This window comes from Ensifer sp. EB106-05-01-XG146, assembly GCF_058791875.1.
In genome coordinates, this window is sequence record NZ_JBYTDX010000001.1 from 3938787 (window position 1) to 3954488 (window position 15702).

Below are 15702 nucleotides of genomic sequence, written 5' to 3' on the forward strand. Positions count from 1 at the left end.
CCGCCCCGAGCGGGCGCAATACCTTGGAAAGCAACGACCATGAGCAAAGCCACATCCTCTGCCCCCTCCCAGCGCATGCTGCGCGTCGGCGAACAGGTGCGCGCTGCCATCACCCAGGTTCTGCAACGCGGCGAGGTCCGCGATCCGGTGATCGAGAAGACCGTCATCGCGATTTCGGAGGTGCGCATGTCACCAGATCTGAAGATCGCCACGGCCTATGTCACGCCGCTTGGCGTGCCCAACCATGCCGAGGTCATCGACGCGCTCAACCGCAATGCCAAGTACATTCGCGGCCGCCTCGGTCCGCAGCTCCGGCAGATGAAATACATGCCCGACGTTCGTTTCCGCGACGATACGAGCTTCGACAATTACAAGAAGATCGACGAGCTCTTGCGTTCGCCGGAAGTCAGCCGCGATCTCGACCAGACCAGCGAAGACGAAGAATAGTAGATTTCATGTCCAAACCGCGTAAGCCCAAGGGCCGCCCGATCTCGGGCTGGCTGATCCTCGACAAGCCGCTCGACTTCGGCTCCACCGAAGCCGTCTCGAAGATCAAGTGGCTGTTCAAGGCCCAGAAGGCCGGCCATGCCGGCACGCTCGATCCGCTGGCCTCCGGCATGTTGCCGATCGCGCTTGGCGATGCGACGAAGACCGTTCCTTACGTCATGGACGGCCGCAAGATCTACGAATTCACCGTCGCCTGGGGCGAGGAACGCTCCACCGACGATCTCGAAGGCGAAGCAACCCATTCCTCGGCCGAACGGCCGAACGAAGAGGCAATCCGCGCGCTTCTGCCGAAATACACCGGCGTCATCAGCCAGGTGCCGCCGCAGTTCTCGGCGATCAAGATCGATGGCGAGCGCGCCTATGATCTCGCCCGCGACGGCGAGACGGTCGAAATCCCGGCCCGCGAGGTCGAGGTCCACCGGCTGACTCTGCTGGGTGCCGCACCCAACCTGGCCCACTTCGAAATCGAATGCGGCAAGGGCACTTATGTGCGCTCGCTCGCCCGCGACATGGGCCGCGACCTCGGCTGTTTCGGCCACATCGCGTCGCTGCGACGCACCTTCGTCGCGCCCTTCGGCGAAGAGGACATGGTGCCGCTTTCTGACCTGGTGGCGTTGGAAAAGATCGAGGACGACCAGGAACGTCTGGCGGCACTCGACGCCTATCTGATCGAGACCGGCGAGGCGCTTTCCAGCCTGCCGCACGTGCCTGTCAATGACGACCAGGCGCACCGTCTCAGGATGGGCAATCCCATTATCCTGCGCGGCCGCGACGCACCGCTGGCGACGCCCGAGGCCTATGCCACGGCGCGCGGCAAGCTGGTCGCGATCGGTGAGATCGCCGAGGGCGAATTCCGCCCCAAGCGCGTCTTCGCCGGAAGCTAAGCACCCGGAACCATTTGCCTTTGCTTTATCCTTGACGCATGATCCCGGCATGGGTTCCCAGTCCATCCGAGGTGATTCCGTTTCCGTATCGCGTTTCGTTGCCGTTTGGCGGTTGCGCCGCTTGCGGCGGCGTGCGCCGAAGGCGTTGATGCCACCGGCAGGGAACCGCAAGGGATGTTGCAGGTGACCGGTGTGACGGAGGAAGGAAAGCGCAGGGCAAGCGATGGCCTGGCGGCGATGGTTGATCGCGCCCGTCATCGGCTGACCCGCCCGTTCAGTTTCTATCTGACGTCGCTGCTGCTGGTCGCCATCGTTCCGGCCTTCATCTTTTCGCTGGTCGTGCTGAAGCGCAGCGTCGACGCGCAGGAACAGGTCATCACCTCGCTGCTGCAGGCCTCGACCGGATCGGTGACGCGCATCGTCGAGCGCGATATCGAGGGCATGTTGACGACGCTGAAGGTGCTGTCGACCTCGCGGGCGATCGAGGACGACAATTTGCAAGCCTTCTACGAGAGAGCCTCGACGGCGCTCGCGCAGACGGATTCCTACCTGATCGTCATCGATCGCAAGCACGAGCAGCGGCTTAACACCCGCGTCCCCTTCGGCACTCAGCTTGGCAAGGGGTCGGATGCGGACTCCATCGAGCGCGCCTTCACCAATAGCGGCGCGCCGCTCGTCTCCAACGTCTTCTTCGGCAAGACCGCCGGAAAATGGGTGTTCAACGTTTATCTGCCGGCAAAACTCTCGACCGGTGAGGAGTATCTGCTGGCGTTGACGCAAAACGCTGAGAACATGGCCAAGGCCGTCAACCGCGATACGCTGTCGCCTGGTTGGAACGCGGCCCTCGTCGACGGCGCGGGAAAGGTCATCATCTCCTCGGACGCGTCGGTCAAGGCCGGGGAGCCGTTCTTCCTCGACAAGGTTCCGGCGATCAGCATCGGCGTTCGCAACATCAAGGAGAACGGCACGGAGTACCGGGTGGCGACCGAATTCTCGGTGATCACCGGCTGGCGGATCATCGCCTGGGCGCCGCGGGCGATCGTCGATGCGCCGGCCGTCTGGTCGTTCCTGTGGCTTTCGCTCGGCGGCATCATCTTTGCCGGCATCGCGATCGCCGGTTCGCTGGCAATCGCGCGGCTGTTGTCGCAGGGCGTCAAGCTCGTGGCGCAGGATGCCCGCCGCCTTGGCGCCGGCGAGCGGATCGAGCCGCGCCCGCATATGATCGCCGAGGTCGAACAGGTCTCGGCAGCTCTGGCCCGTGCGGCGGCCGCGCGCACCAAGGCGGAGAGCGAAATCCGTTTCTTGATGCGCGAGGTGGCGCACCGCTCGAAGAACCAGCTGACGGTGATCCAGTCCATGCTGAACCAGTCGGTCTATTCGGCCGAGAGTGCCGCTGATTTCGCCGACAGTTTCCGCAAGCGCATCGCCGGGCTCGCCCGCTCCACCGACCTTATGATCGCCAACGCCGCCCAAGGGGTCGATTTCCGGGAACTGGCCCAGAACCAGCTGCAGCCATTCACGCCTGACGATCCGAGGCGGGTGATCCTGTCCGGCCCGCCCTTGCGGCTCGAGACCCAGATCGCCCAGACGCTCGGCATGGCGCTGCACGAGCTCGCGACCAATGCGACCAAATATGGCGCGCTCGCCAACACCTCAGGCGTCGTCAAGCTGAGCTGGTCGCTGGAGGATGAGGGCATTGCCATACGCTGGCGGGAGGAGGGGGCCGATCTCGCGGGCAAGCCCTCTGATCCGATCCGCAAGGGGTTTGGCACGCTCGTGCTCGAACGCATGCTCGGCATGGCCCTGAATGCGGGGCTCGAGCGGATGATGCATGCCGACGGCATCGAGTGGCGGATCACCGTGCCGCGACCGGCCGAAGGGGATGACGCGCCATGACCTGCCGCCGTCACTTTTTGTCCCTCGATCGGGGCCGAACTCCTCCCGATCGCGGCCGAATGAAATCGCCGCCGATGCACCCGTTCCCGACCGGCAATTGAGGCCTTCCGCCGGCCCTCCCGGGCGCCGGTCCATGACCCTTTCCTTTTTCATCCAATTCGTTTATAGGCACGCCAGCAAAAGGCGCATGCCCGTTGCATTCACGGCCGCAGCTGGACGACATCCCGGCTGACGGCGTCCCGAAATCCTCGAAATCGAAAGGATCATCCGATGTCGATTGCTGCAGAGCGTAAGGCTCAGCTCATCAAGGAATTTGCAACCGTTGAAGGCGACACCGGTTCTCCGGAAGTCCAGGTTGCTATCCTGACGGAACGGATCAACAACCTGACCGAACACTTCAAGGGCCACAAGAAGGATAACCATTCCCGCCGTGGTCTGCTCGCGATGGTTTCCAGCCGTCGTTCGCTCCTCGACTATCTGAAGAAGAAAGACGAAGCGCGCTACACCAAGCTGATCGGTGCCCTGGGCATCCGTCGCTAAGCGACTTATCCGGCGGGTCTTTGCGGCCCGCCGGCTTTTTTATGGAGCGTTGAACGCTCGACGATTAAACTCTCCAGCCGCATAGGAACGTGGCTAAACGAGAGAATCCAGCGAGCCGGATGGGCCGGTATCGCGGATCAACCGATGGCCCGTCATGGGGCAGGATTGCAGGATGCTTCGGCCCCTGCTTGCCGGAAACGCCGCTGAAAGCGGATGGTCGGGCAAAGCGGAAAACAGCCGATTAAAGCGTGAAGCCTCCCGTTGTCTTGCCCGTGATGCGCCATTTCATGCGGCCCTTCGACCGCCCGCGCTGTAACAGCCGCGGAGAGGTCCGCCGCACACGAAGGACAGAACATGTTCGATACCCACAAGGTTGAAATCGAATGGGCTGGGCGTCCGCTCAAGCTCGAAACCGGCAAGATCGCCCGTCAGGCTGACGGCGCCGTTCTCGCCACCTACGGCGAAACCGTCGTTCTCGCCACCGTCGTTTCGGCCAAGTCGCCGAAGCCGGGCCAGGACTTCTTCCCGCTGACCGTCAACTACCAGGAAAAGACCTACGCCGCCGGCAAGATCCCGGGTGGCTACTTCAAGCGCGAAGGTCGTCCGAGCGAAAACGAAACGCTCGTCTCGCGCCTGATCGACCGTCCGATCCGTCCGCTCTTCCCCGATGGCTACAAGAACGACACCCAGGTCATCGTCACGGTCATGCAGCATGACCTCGAAAACAACCCCGACGTCCTGTCGATGGTCGCCGCTTCTGCAGCGCTGACGCTGTCGGGCATCCCCTTCATGGGCCCGATCGGTGGCGCGCGCGTCGGCTACATCAACGGCCAGTACGTTCTGAACCCGCATCTCGACGAGATGGACGAATCGACCCTCGACCTCGTCGTCGCCGGCACCCAGGAAGCGGTGCTGATGGTCGAATCCGAAGCCAAGGAACTGCCGGAAGACGTTATGCTCGGCGCCGTCGTCTTCGGTCAGAAGGGCTTCCAGCCGGTCATCGACGCCATCATCAAGCTCGCTGAAGTCGCTGCCAAGGAGCCGCGCGAATTCGAAGCCGAAGATCATTCCGCTCTCGAAAACGCCATGCTCTCGCTTGCCGAAGACGAGCTGCGCAACGCCTACAAGATCACCGAGAAGGCTGCCCGTTACGCTGCCGTCGACGCCGTCAAGGCCAAGGTGAAGGCACACTTCCTGCCCGAGGGCATCGAGAACCCGGCCCATTCGGCCGAAGAAATCGGCGCCGTCTTCAAGCACCTGCAGGCCAAGATCGTTCGCTGGAACATCCTCGACACCAAGAGCCGCATCGACGGCCGCGATCTGGAAACCGTTCGCCCGATCGTGTCGGAAGTCGGCGTTCTGCCGCGCACCCACGGTTCGGCGCTGTTCACCCGCGGCGAAACGCAGGCGATCGTCGTTGCCACGCTCGGCACCGGCGAAGACGAACAGTACGTCGACAGCCTGACCGGCATGTACAAAGAACGCTTCATGCTGCACTACAACTTCCCGCCCTTCTCGGTCGGCGAAACCGGCCGCATGGGCTCCCCGGGCCGCCGCGAAATCGGTCACGGCAAGCTCGCCTGGCGCGCTATCCGCCCGATGCTCCCGGAAGCCGAGCAGTTCCCCTACACGCTGCGCGTCGTTTCCGAGATCACCGAGTCCAACGGCTCGTCCTCGATGGCCACCGTCTGCGGCACCTCGCTCGCTCTCATGGACGCCGGCGTTCCGCTCGCAAAGCCGGTTGCCGGTATCGCCATGGGCCTGATCAAGGAAGATGAGCGCTTCGCCGTTCTCTCCGACATTCTCGGCGACGAAGACCACCTCGGCGACATGGACTTCAAGGTTGCCGGTACCGACGCCGGCATCACCTCGCTCCAGATGGACATCAAGATCGAGGGCATCACCGAAGAGATCATGGGCATCGCGCTCAACCAGGCCAAGGGCGGCCGTCTCCACATCCTCGGCGAAATGGCCAAGGCCATTTCCGAAAGCCGTGGCCAGCTCGGCGAGTTCGCCCCGCGCATCGAAGTCATGAACATTCCGGTCGACAAGATCCGCGAAGTCATCGGTTCGGGCGGCAAGGTCATCCGCGAAATCGTCGAAAAGACCGGCGCCAAGATCAACATCGAAGACGACGGCACCGTGAAGATCGCCTCCTCGTCCGGCAAGGAAATCGAAGCGGCCCGCAAGTGGATCCACTCGATCGTTGCCGAACCGGAAGTCGGCCAGGTCTACGAAGGTACCGTTGTGAAGACCGCCGACTTCGGCGCCTTCGTCAACTTCTTCGGCGCCCGTGACGGTCTCGTCCACATCTCGCAGCTCGCCTCCGAGCGCGTCGCCAAGACGACCGACGTCGTCAAGGAAGGCGACAAGGTTTGGGTCAAGCTCATGGGCTTCGACGAGCGCGGCAAGGTTCGCCTGTCGATGAAGGTCGTTGACCAGGCCACCGGCAAGGAAATCGTTGCCGAAAAGTCTGAAAAGAAGGGCGACGGCGAAGCCGCTGAATAAGCGCGCTTCACCCGAATGCATTCGGGGCGCGGGGCGGATCGCTCCGCGCCCCTTTCTTGTAGGAAGATGACGGATAGACCGATGAGCCGAGATTCGTTGAAGACCCTGTTTTACCCGTTCGACAGCGGCGTGATCGACCCGCCGGGCGAGGGCGAGCGCGTGCTGTTCCTCGGCGCCGAGGCGGGCTACAGGCTGCCGCAGGGCTTCGAGGCGTCGATCTCGGCGGTGCAGCCGCTGCGGCCGCTCTATCGCGCCCTGGAAGCCGCCCGCGCCGACGTGGCGCCTGAAATCACCGGCGAGGACTACGACGTCACGCTGATCCTCTGCGGCAAGCACAAGGGCGAGAACGAAGACCGGATCGCCGAGGCGCTGAAGCGCACGCGCGAGGGCGGTCTGATCGTCGTTGCCGGCGGCAAGGAAGACGGCATCCAGTCGCTGAAGAAGCGCATCGCCAAGTTCGAATGGGACGGCGACCATCTGCCGAAGTATCACGGCGTCGCCTTCTGGTTCACTCGCCCGGAAGATGTCACCGACGCAGTACAAAAGCTTGCCAAGGTGCCGGTACGCGTCGACGGTCTGTTCGAGGCCTCGCCCGGCATGTTCTCGCACGACCGCATCGATGCGGGCTCCGAGCTGCTGGCGTCGCGTCTTCCGAACGATTTCCATGGCCACGCCGCCGATTTCGGCGCTGGCTGGGGCTATCTCGCAGCCAAGCTTGCTGAAGCTTCACCGGGTACCAAGGGGGTCGATCTCTTCGAGGCCGATCACGAGGCGCTCGAGGCGGCCCGCGTCAACATGATGGCGAACGCGCCGCGCATGCCGGCCCGTTTCTACTGGTTCGACCTGACGAGCGAAGAGCCGCGCGACAAGTACGACCTCATCGTCATGAACCCGCCCTTCCATGAAGGCCACGCGGCTGAGCCGTCGCTCGGCGTCGCCATCATCAAGACGGCGCTGAAGGCGCTGAAGCAGGGTGGCAAGCTGATGATGGTCGCCAATCGTGGCCTTCCCTACGAGCAGGTGCTGGCGGAAAATTCCAAGGAATACGGCGAGACCTGCCGCAACGCCCGATTCAAGGTGCTCTGGGCCAAGCGCTGAGACGCCGCAGGACGCATTTTGCGCCATCCGAGAATGGAAAAAGCCGGGCAGATGACTCGGCTTTTTTGCATCTGGCTGCAAGTCAGACTTAGCCCGTTGCCTTCGTCGCAGATCCGGCTCACCATGTGCCCGGTTTTACTGCCGGAGGATGAGTTCCATGACGTCGGGAGTGAACAGGCCGCCCTTGAGCGAGGATGCGGCCGAAGCTATTGCCAAGGACATCAAGCAGGGCGAGGGACATGGCGCGACCTCCGAGGTGCCCATGTCGTTCTTGCAGAGCCTCTATCGCTCGCCGCTTGACCCGGCACGCCGGACCCATACGGGCTTCGTCGTGCTGGCGGTCATCGTGGCTCTGCTCGTGCTGTTCGTCCTGATTTGAGCTTGCCGGCAAAAGGCAGGCGGACCGGCGCGCGCCTCAGCCGCGCCTTCTCGCGACGACCAATAGCCCCGCAAGGACGGCGCAGAGCAGGCCGAGTGACAACGGCAACCCGTGGTGTCCCGTCACTTGCATGACAAGTCCCGTTGCTGGCGAGCCAACCATGCCGCCAAGGCCCCAGGCGAAGGCAAAGGCGGCGTTGCCGGCGATCAGGGTCAGGCCGCTGAACCGCTCGCCGAGCTGGATCAGCGACAGAGTATAGATCCCGAACGTCACCCCGCCCCAGACGAAAACAAGCGGCCAGATGAGCCAGCTTTCGAACGGCCATGGCAGCAGCAGGCAGCCGGCCAGGGAGGAAAGCACGCAGAACAGCATCGTCTGCGTCGATCCCCTGCGTTCGGAGAGGCGCCCGAGCAGGATCTGCAACGACGCGTTGCCGGCAATGAAGCAGGTCATGAGCGGCGCGACGCGCTCCTCATTGCTGCCAAGCGCTGCGCCATAGACCGCAAGCAGCGAAAGCAGGGTCTGCTCGAAGGCCGCAGCCGTTGCGACCGCAAACAGCAGCAAAGGCGCCAGCGCGAAAAACCCGGCGACGGACGTTGCTTCCCCATCCTGCGGCACCGCCGGCAGGCGCGACACGAGGGCAAGCAAGATCAGGCCGCAGGCGACAAAGGCCACGATGCCGATCAGGAACGGCGACCAGCCCGCCGTTCCGACCATCCCGAGCGACAGCGGCCCTATGGCGAAACCGGCTGAAACGACCGAGGAATAGAGACCCATGATGCGGCCCCGGCGGGACGCGGGCGCAATGGCCACCAGCCAGGTCTCGCTGATCACGGATAGCGGATTGGCGAAGACGCCCAGCAGAAAGCGAAGCGGCATCCAGGCCCAGACGTCCTCAGTCCACGCAATGGCGGCAAGCGTGCTGGCGGCCAGCACCGAACAGAGGATCGCGAGCCGGGCACCGCCCAGCCGCCGCGAAAGCATCGGGATCAGAGGCGCCGACAGGATGAACCCCAGCGGCGTCATGGCCGCTGACAGGCCGATCAGGGCGGGTGCCGTCCGCTGCCGCTCCAGGATGAAGCTGAGCAGCGGATAGGTGAGCCCCTGCGCCACGGCTAAGACGGTAACGGTGGCGATGATACCCGCCATCGCCGCCCAGGGGGCCTGATCCTCGCGGAACGTCGTGATCACCTCGCCAAGGGTCGGCGCCGGTGGCGGTCGCTGGTCCGATGTCATTGCGCGGCTCATCTCAAAGCACTTGCCAGAAGGGCCTGGCGAGCTCCTCCTCGACTTGACGTCGCGTCAGGCCGATATCGTCGATCAGATGCGGATCGCCCTTGAGCTTTCGATCGAGCTCTAGGTGAAATTGGTTCCGTTCACGCCAGGCGGCGACCATCCGTTTCAGCGTCTCGACAGGGGAATGCGAACGCGTCGGGCTCCTCGGCGTCTCAGGCGCCGCGGCCTGAGGCGATGCAATGGGAGAAAAGGGGGCGTTGTTCATGACAACCTCGCTATCGGCTTTGAGGGTCGGGGGGACCCTCGATCTGAAGGAGGTTGGATTCTGCGGAATAGGATCGGCGCCGTACTTAAGCCCTTCCAAAAAGTTCTCAAAAACTTCCAAACGGGCTATAGATCGCCGCATGCAGGATACACGGTTTGCCTTTGGTCCGTTCGTGCTTGATCCGGGTGCGGGAACGCTCCTGCGGAACGATGATCCGGTTGCGGTCGGGCATCGCGGCGTGAAGCTGCTTGCGGCGCTCGTGGAAAGGCCGGGCGAAATCCTCGCCAAGACCGAGCTGATGGACGCGGCCTGGCCGGGTACGGCCGTCGAGGAAGGCAATCTCACCGTACAGATCGCACAGCTCAGGAAGCTGCTCGGCCGGGCTGCCGACGGCGGCGAGTGGATTTCAACGGTTCCGCGCATCGGCTACCGTTTCATGGGCAGTATCGAGCGGCTGGCAGGCGGGCGAAAGCCGCTGCCGTTGCCGGGCCGGCCTTCGATCGCGGTGCTGCCCTTCGTCAATCTCAGCAACGATCCCGATCAGGATTCCTTCGCGGACGGGCTGACGGAGGATCTGATCACCGATCTCTCCCGGAGCGGTGGTCTGTTCGTCATCGCCCGCAATTCCACCTTTGCCTACAAGGGCAGGGCGATGGATGTACGCGCGATCGCCGAAGACCTCGGCGTGCGCTACCTTCTGGAAGGAAGCGCAAGGCGCGCCTCCGGACGCGTGCGCATCAACGCCCAGCTGGTCGATGCGCTGAGCGGAGAGCACCTCTGGGCCGAACGCTTCGACCGCAACCTGGAAGACATCTTTGCCGTTCAGGACGAGGTGACGGCCAAGATCGTCGAGGCGTTGCTCGGTCGGCTGCGTACCCCGCCGTCACGCAATCGCCCCAGGAGCCTCGAGGCCTATGATCTCTGCGTGCGGGCGCGCAAGCTGATCGACGATTCGCCGCAGACCGCCCGGGAAGCGCATCTGATGCTCACTCGCGCCGTTTCGCTCGACCCTGATTATGCCGAGGCCTATCGCTGGCTCGCCATGAACCACTGGATGGGGTGGGTGCACTGGGGCGAGCCAATCGTACCGACCCGCGGCATCGCCCTGGAATTGGCGCGCAAAGCCGTCGCGATCGATCCCAACGACGCAGGTTGCCGCTGGGTGCTGGCCAATCTGCTTGCCTATGAGCGCAACTTCGCCGAGGCCGACGCGGAATTTGCCAGGGCCATCGAGCTTGACCCGAACGAAGCCGACACCTGGGCGACATTGTCCGACATCACGATCCTGGCAGGCCGGGTCGAGGAAGGGCTGGAGCACATTCGCAAGGCGTTCCGGCTGAACCCCTATCCGGCAAGCTGGTACTATCTGACACTCGGCCAGGCGCAGTATGCGGCCGGAGACTACGAAGCCGCGGTCGAGACGCTGCGCAAGGACGAGACCTACCGCACCAGCTCGCGTCGCTTCCTGGCGGCGAGCCTCGCGCAATTGGGGCGGTTCGACGAGGCACGCGCCGAGGTCGACCTGTTCCTCGTCGCCAACCCGCATTTCACGACCGGTTTCTGGGCGACGACCGAGCCGTTTCGTGACGCAGCGACGCTCGCGCACTTCGTGGACGGATTCCACAAGGCCGGCCTTCCGGACTGATGTTGTCTCAGGCCGTCGGGCCTTGCCGACCTCAAAAAAGAAACCCCGGCGAGGTGTCTCGCCGGGGTTTTCTAGAGAAGCTGGGTCGTCAGTCAGCGGCTTTGCCGCTGCCGTCACTCTGCGTCGGCGGTCCTGAGCGCATCGAGTGCCGGCATCGACGTAATGTTGTAGCCGGAATCGACGTAGTGGATTTCGCCGGTCACGCCGCGCGAAAGGTCCGAAAGAAGGTAGAGGGCCGAGCTGCCGACATCGTCGATCGTGACAGTGCGGCGCAGCGGCGAGTTCTTCTGCTGCCAGGAAAGCATCGCCCGGGCGTCGGAAATGCCGGCGCCGGCAAGCGTGCGGATCGGGCCCGCCGAGATCGCGTTGACGCGAATGCCGCGAACGCCATAGTCGGCGGCGAGATAGCGCACCGACGCCTCGAGCGCTGCCTTGGCGACACCCATGACGTTGTAGTTCGGCATGACGCGCATCGAGCCGCCATAGGTGAGCGTCAGCATCGAGCCGCCCTCATCCATCAGTTCGGCAGCCCGCTTGGCGATCTCGGTGAAGGAGAAGCAGGAGATCACCATCGTGCGGCTGAAGTTGTCGCGCGAGGTGTCGGCGTAGAGGCCCTTCAGCTCGTTCTTGTCCGAAAAGCCGATGGCATGAACGATGAAGTCGAGCTTGCCCCAGCGTTCCTTGATCGCATCGATGACCGCATCGACAGACGCAATGTCTTCGACATCGCAAGGAAGCAGGAAGTCGGAACCGAGCTCGGCCGCCAGCGGCTTGACGCGCTTACCCAGCGCCTCGCCCTGAAAGGTGAAGGCCAGTTCCGCGCCTTGCGCTGCAAGCGCCTTGGAGATGCCCCAGGCAATAGAATGGTTGTTGGCCACACCCATGATGAGGCCACGCTTTCCAGTCATCAGTCCCGTCATGGTGTTATCCGTTGTAGCGCTGGAAGACGAGCGTTGCGTTGGTGCCGCCGAAGCCGAAGGAGTTCGAAAGAACCGTATCGATCTTGGCATTGTCGATGCGCTTACGAACGATCGGAACGCCATCGAATTCCGGGTCGAGTTCGCTGATATGCGCGCTTTCGCCGATGAAGCCCGCCTGCATCATCAACAGGCCGTAGATCGATTCCTGCACGCCGGCCGCACCGAGCGAGTGACCCGTGAGCGACTTGGTCGACTGGATGTGCGGCATCTTGCTGCCGAACACTTCGCGGATCGCGCCGATTTCCTTGCTGTCGCCAACCGGGGTGGAGGTGCCGTGGGTGTTGATGTAGTCGACCTCGCCCTTCACGGTCGAGAGCGCCTGACGCATGCAGCGGATCGCGCCTTCGCCCGACGGAGCCACCATGTCGTAGCCGTCGGAGGTGGCGCCGTAGCCGACGATTTCGGCGTAGATCTTCGCGCCGCGGGCCTTGGCGTGCTCCAGCTCTTCGAGAACGAGAACGCCTGCGCCACCGGCAATGACGAAGCCGTCGCGGTTGGCGTCATAGGCGCGCGAAGCCGTCGCCGGCGTTTCGTTGTACTTCGACGACATGGCGCCCATGGCGTCGAACAGGTTGGACATTGTCCAGTCGAGGTCTTCGTGACCCCCGGCAAACATCACGTCCTGTTTGCCCCACTGGATCATCTCGGCGGCGTTGCCGATGCAATGGGCCGAGGTCGAGCAGGCCGACGAGATCGAATAGTTGACGCCGTGGATCTGGAACCAGGTGGCAAGCGTCGCCGACGCCGTCGAAGACATCGCCTTCGGAACGGCGAACGGGCCGATGCGCTTCGGGCTGACGTTCTTGCGGGTGATGTCGGCCGCTTCAACGATGGTGCGGGTGGACGGTCCGCCCGAGCCCATGATGATGCCGGTACGCTCGTTGCGGGCGATGACGGCTTCTTCCAGACCGGAGTCGGCGATCGCCTGCTTCATCGCCACGTGGTTCCAGGCGCCGCCCTGAGACAGGAAGCGCATGGCACGGCGATCGACGAGTTCGGTCGGATCGAGCGACGGCGCGCCCCAGACCTGGCACTTGAAGCCATTCTCGGCGAAATCGGGAGAAAACGTGATGCCCGACTTGGCATCGCGCAACGACGCCGTAACTTCGTCTGCATTGTTCCCGATCGAGGAAACGATGCCGAGGCCCGTGACAACAACCCGTCTCATGGTACTGACCTTTTCTTTATTTCGTTGGCTGCGGAAAGGCCTGGATTTTACTCGGCCTTATCCTTCGACAGGCCGACGCGGAGGTCGGTTGCCTGATAGATAGTCTCGCCATCGGCTTTCAACCAGCCGTCGGCCGTGCCGAGCACGAGCCGGCCGCGCATGACGCGCTTGAAGTCGATGCCGTACTCGAGAAGCTTGGTATGGGGACGCACCATGCCCTTGAACTTCACTTCGCCGGTGGAAAGCGCCATGCCGCGGCCGGGCTCGCCAAGCCAGCCGAGGTAAAAGCCGGTCAGCTGCCACATACCGTCGAGGCCGAGGCAGCCGGGCATGATCGGGTTGCCCTGGAAGTGGCAGGGAAAATACCAGTCGTCCGGCCGCACGTCGTATTCGGCGCGCAGGTAACCCTTGTCGAAGGCGCCGCCGGTCTCGGAGATTTCGGTGATGCGGTGGACCATCAGCATCGGCGGCAGCGGCAGCTGGGCATTGCCGGGGCCAAACAACTCACCACGGCCGCAGGCCAGGATTTCCTCATAGCTGAAGCTGGATTGTCTGGTCGTCATGAATAGATGTTTCCCCGCGTAACAAATTGTGTTGTCCGACCTGCTTTAGAGCAAGTTCGGCTTGAAATGAAGCGTGGCGACCCGGATCTTGCGGTTTTCCGTCCGGTCTCCATCGCTTCTGATGGCGATTTCACTCCGCCGTCGCTTACAGGATCAATGTGGGCGCGACCAGAGTTAATTGCCAGCATTCCCCGAGTTTGACCGGTTTTTCGGGCTTTGCAACGCCTGTCAGGGCTGGAATCTATTGAAAGGCGAGGACGTAAAAGTTATATCGCGGAGGAAGTATTGTGAATTTCGCCGGGATACATGGAACGACCCTTGATGACGAAAGCAACAGAAGTGAGTTCGGAAGAAAGGCTACGCCACTCAGGCCTGCGTCCGACCCGTCAACGCGTTGCCCTCGCCGATCTGATCTTTGCCAAGGGTGATCGCCACCTGACCGTCGAAGAACTGCACGAAGAGGCCGTCATGGCCGGCGTGCCGGTGTCGCTGGCGACCGTCTACAACACGCTGCACCAGTTTACCGAAGCCGGCATGATCCGCGTGCTGGCGGTGGAAAGCGCCAAGACCTATTTCGACACCAACGTGTCGGACCATCATCACTTCTTCGTCGAGGGCCAGAACGAGGTTCTCGATATTCCGGTCAGCAACATCCACATCGACAACCTGCCGGAACCGCCCGAGGGCATGGAGATCGCCCATGTCGACGTGGTCATTCGTCTGCGCCGTAAAAACGACCGCTGATCCGGCGGCCACCGTCATGGTGGCCGCGATGGCGATCGATCGCCGCTATTCCGTCACCGTCAGATTGGCGCGCATGCCGGCCTCGTAGTGTCCTTTGATGTTGCAAAGGAGCACGTAGCTGCCCGGCGCGAGCTTGGCTTTCAGCTGGCCGTCGGCTCCGGGCTTCAGCTCGGAAACCTCGCCGAGGCTCTTGAGCTGCTTTTCGTCGACCCGATGCTTGGCCGCGATGAGATTGATCTTCTGGTCGGCTGATTTCAGCTTCACCAGCACCATCTCGTGCTCTTCCGTCATGGCGTCGTTGTGCACCAGGAAGACAGTCTCTCCGGCCTTTATCGTCGACTGGTCGAGTGTCAGTGTCATCGGGCCGCCCGCTTCACCACCTTCGACGACCTTGACGGTCGTGGCGGCAAATGCCGGCGAGGCCATGCAAAGAAGGGCGAGTGCGGCAAGCTTGTTGCTGAAGAAACGCATGCTGTATCCCTTTCGCTGAAGCCGCCCGGGTGGCGGCCGACACCGCATCAACTACGATACCGGCGCTGTCCGCCGCCTGTCATAGGCACGCACGTGCGAAAGGCTCACATCACGTCGTCCGGATCGCGGCCCGGCAGCGCCTTGCCGGTCGGCAGCGTCCATCCGAACTTGAGCGCACCGGCACGCACGGCAAAGGCCGAGGCCACGCCGAGCGTTGAGGCGGCCACAAGTGGTAGTCCTACCATCGTCGCCAGCACGTAGGCACTGGCACCGATCAGCGCTGCCGTCACATAGACTTCCGGCCGCAGCAGCACCGAGGGTTCTCCGGCCAGCAGATCGCGAAGCACGCCGCCGAACGTCGCCGTCAGCATGCCGGTAACGAGCGCGACGCTCGGCGACCCCGTCGCTGCATAGCCTTTCGCCGCACCCATCACGCAATAGGCCGACAGCCCGATCGCATCGAGCCAGACGAGGACCCGGTAGCGGGAATCGAAGAGATGGGCGGTGAAGAACAGGAGAACGGCGACCGTCGCGCAGACCAGAAGATAGGTCGGATTGGTGACCCAGAAGACGGGCGTTGCGCCGAGCACGACGTCACGCATCGTGCCGCCGCCGATGCCGGTGACCGAGGCCAGGAACAGATAGCCGATGATGTCGAGTTGCTTGCGCGAGGCCGACAGCGCCCCGGTTGCGGCAAACACGGCCACACCGGCATAGTCGAGGATTTCGAGGATCGGCATGGGCGCTCCGTTTCAGCCCGATTGGCTCCCGCAGATCATTAGCGCACCGTCGGGATGAAGTCAGGAGGCGCGCTGCCG

Annotated in this window: 16 protein-coding genes; 9 read left to right on the forward strand and 7 right to left on the reverse strand. The window is 63.2% G+C overall.

What is annotated here, in order from left to right:
- The first annotated feature begins 39 nt into the window (after positions 1-39).
- From rbfA to AC3WVQ_RS19350, 7 genes are all read left to right on the forward strand, one after another.
- Positions 40-447 (forward strand): 30S ribosome-binding factor RbfA, encoded by a 408-nt coding sequence (rbfA, locus tag AC3WVQ_RS19320; protein ID WP_029742366.1) that lies wholly within the window; start codon positions 40-42, stop codon positions 445-447.
- Positions 448-455: 8 nt separating this feature from the next.
- Positions 456-1391, forward strand: a complete 936-nt coding sequence (gene truB / locus AC3WVQ_RS19325) for a tRNA pseudouridine(55) synthase TruB (protein WP_090296212.1) — start codon at positions 456-458, stop codon at positions 1389-1391.
- 183 nt (positions 1392-1574) lie between these two features.
- On the forward strand, positions 1575-3287 hold the full coding sequence (locus tag AC3WVQ_RS19330; protein ID WP_492382910.1) for a sensor histidine kinase: 1713 nt from the start codon (positions 1575-1577) through the stop codon (positions 3285-3287).
- 270 nt (positions 3288-3557) lie between these two features.
- Positions 3558-3827 (forward strand): 30S ribosomal protein S15, encoded by a 270-nt coding sequence (rpsO, locus tag AC3WVQ_RS19335; RefSeq protein WP_029742369.1) that lies wholly within the window; start codon positions 3558-3560, stop codon positions 3825-3827.
- A 354-nt stretch (positions 3828-4181) separates the two neighbouring features.
- Positions 4182-6335, forward strand: a complete 2154-nt coding sequence (gene pnp, locus AC3WVQ_RS19340) for a polyribonucleotide nucleotidyltransferase (RefSeq protein ID WP_029742370.1) — start codon at positions 4182-4184, stop codon at positions 6333-6335.
- Positions 6336-6416: 81 nt separating this feature from the next.
- Complete coding sequence (locus AC3WVQ_RS19345; protein ID WP_060580570.1) at positions 6417-7433, forward strand: class I SAM-dependent methyltransferase; 1017 nt, start codon at positions 6417-6419, stop codon at positions 7431-7433.
- 157 nt (positions 7434-7590) lie between these two features.
- Positions 7591-7812 (forward strand): hypothetical protein, encoded by a 222-nt coding sequence (locus AC3WVQ_RS19350; protein ID WP_029742372.1) that lies wholly within the window; start codon positions 7591-7593, stop codon positions 7810-7812.
- 36 nt (positions 7813-7848) lie between these two features.
- Here the strand turns inward: AC3WVQ_RS19350 and AC3WVQ_RS19355 are convergent, their stop codons facing one another.
- Together AC3WVQ_RS19355 and AC3WVQ_RS19360 are read right to left on the reverse strand one after the other, a co-directional pair.
- Positions 7849-9048, reverse strand: coding sequence for an MFS transporter (locus tag AC3WVQ_RS19355; RefSeq protein ID WP_492382911.1), 1200 nt, complete (start codon positions 9046-9048; stop codon positions 7849-7851).
- Between the two features lie 13 nt (positions 9049-9061).
- On the reverse strand, positions 9062-9313 hold the full coding sequence (locus tag AC3WVQ_RS19360) for a DUF1127 domain-containing protein (protein ID WP_060519868.1): 252 nt from the start codon (positions 9311-9313) through the stop codon (positions 9062-9064).
- Positions 9314-9452: 139 nt separating this feature from the next.
- On the opposite strand from AC3WVQ_RS19360, the gene AC3WVQ_RS19365 reads away from it, so the two are divergent.
- Positions 9453-10958 (forward strand): winged helix-turn-helix domain-containing tetratricopeptide repeat protein, encoded by a 1506-nt coding sequence (locus tag AC3WVQ_RS19365; RefSeq protein ID WP_060519517.1) that lies wholly within the window; start codon positions 9453-9455, stop codon positions 10956-10958.
- Between the two features lie 113 nt (positions 10959-11071).
- Here AC3WVQ_RS19365 and fabI read toward each other — a convergent pair whose 3' ends face one another.
- From fabI to fabA, 3 genes are read right to left on the reverse strand one after another with little or no spacing between them, the layout of a single operon-like run.
- The gene (gene fabI, locus AC3WVQ_RS19370; protein WP_029742377.1) at positions 11072-11878 is read right to left on the reverse strand and encodes an enoyl-ACP reductase FabI; all 807 of its coding nucleotides are present in this window, start codon (positions 11876-11878) and stop codon (positions 11072-11074) included.
- A gap of 4 nt (positions 11879-11882) precedes the next feature.
- Positions 11883-13106 (reverse strand): beta-ketoacyl-ACP synthase I, encoded by a 1224-nt coding sequence (gene fabB, locus AC3WVQ_RS19375; RefSeq protein WP_029742378.1) that lies wholly within the window; start codon positions 13104-13106, stop codon positions 11883-11885.
- Between the two features lie 47 nt (positions 13107-13153).
- On the reverse strand, positions 13154-13669 hold the full coding sequence (fabA, locus tag AC3WVQ_RS19380; RefSeq protein ID WP_029742379.1) for a 3-hydroxyacyl-[acyl-carrier-protein] dehydratase FabA: 516 nt from the start codon (positions 13667-13669) through the stop codon (positions 13154-13156).
- Positions 13670-13990: 321 nt separating this feature from the next.
- Between fabA and irrA the strand changes: the two genes are divergently transcribed.
- Positions 13991-14413, forward strand: coding sequence for an iron response transcriptional regulator IrrA (gene irrA, locus AC3WVQ_RS19385; RefSeq protein WP_029742380.1), 423 nt, complete (start codon positions 13991-13993; stop codon positions 14411-14413).
- A 45-nt stretch (positions 14414-14458) separates the two neighbouring features.
- On the opposite strand, the gene AC3WVQ_RS19390 is transcribed toward irrA, so the two are convergent.
- Positions 14459-14884, reverse strand: a complete 426-nt coding sequence (locus AC3WVQ_RS19390; RefSeq protein WP_034804743.1) for a plastocyanin/azurin family copper-binding protein — start codon at positions 14882-14884, stop codon at positions 14459-14461.
- 104 nt (positions 14885-14988) lie between these two features.
- The gene (locus tag AC3WVQ_RS19395) at positions 14989-15624 is read right to left on the reverse strand and encodes a trimeric intracellular cation channel family protein (protein WP_029742382.1); all 636 of its coding nucleotides are present in this window, start codon (positions 15622-15624) and stop codon (positions 14989-14991) included.
- Between the last annotated feature and the right edge of the window lie 78 nt (positions 15625-15702).

Bases quoted from the DNA above. Each gene is read 5' to 3' on its own strand.
- rpsO (WP_029742369.1), top strand. From the start codon at position 3,558: ATGTCGATTGCTGCAGAGCGTAAGGCTCAGCTCATCAAGGAATTTGCA.
- AC3WVQ_RS19365 (WP_060519517.1), top strand. From the start codon at position 9,453: ATGCAGGATACACGGTTTGCCTTTGGTCCGTTCGTGCTTGATCCGGGT.
- AC3WVQ_RS19350 (WP_029742372.1), top strand. From the start codon at position 7,591: ATGACGTCGGGAGTGAACAGGCCGCCCTTGAGCGAGGATGCGGCCGAA.
- irrA (WP_029742380.1), top strand. From the start codon at position 13,991: ATGACGAAAGCAACAGAAGTGAGTTCGGAAGAAAGGCTACGCCACTCA.
- fabB (WP_029742378.1), bottom strand. From the start codon at position 13,106: ATGAGACGGGTTGTTGTCACGGGCCTCGGCATCGTTTCCTCGATCGGG.
- fabI (WP_029742377.1), bottom strand. From the start codon at position 11,878: ATGACGGGACTGATGACTGGAAAGCGTGGCCTCATCATGGGTGTGGCC.
- pnp (WP_029742370.1), top strand. From the start codon at position 4,182: ATGTTCGATACCCACAAGGTTGAAATCGAATGGGCTGGGCGTCCGCTC.
- truB (WP_090296212.1), top strand. From the start codon at position 456: ATGTCCAAACCGCGTAAGCCCAAGGGCCGCCCGATCTCGGGCTGGCTG.
- AC3WVQ_RS19395 (WP_029742382.1), bottom strand. From the start codon at position 15,624: ATGCCGATCCTCGAAATCCTCGACTATGCCGGTGTGGCCGTGTTTGCC.
- AC3WVQ_RS19355 (WP_492382911.1), bottom strand. From the start codon at position 9,048: ATGACATCGGACCAGCGACCGCCACCGGCGCCGACCCTTGGCGAGGTG.
- AC3WVQ_RS19360 (WP_060519868.1), bottom strand. From the start codon at position 9,313: ATGAACAACGCCCCCTTTTCTCCCATTGCATCGCCTCAGGCCGCGGCG.
- AC3WVQ_RS19345 (WP_060580570.1), top strand. From the start codon at position 6,417: ATGAGCCGAGATTCGTTGAAGACCCTGTTTTACCCGTTCGACAGCGGC.
- fabA (WP_029742379.1), bottom strand. From the start codon at position 13,669: ATGACGACCAGACAATCCAGCTTCAGCTATGAGGAAATCCTGGCCTGC.
- AC3WVQ_RS19390 (WP_034804743.1), bottom strand. From the start codon at position 14,884: ATGCGTTTCTTCAGCAACAAGCTTGCCGCACTCGCCCTTCTTTGCATG.
- rbfA (WP_029742366.1), top strand. From the start codon at position 40: ATGAGCAAAGCCACATCCTCTGCCCCCTCCCAGCGCATGCTGCGCGTC.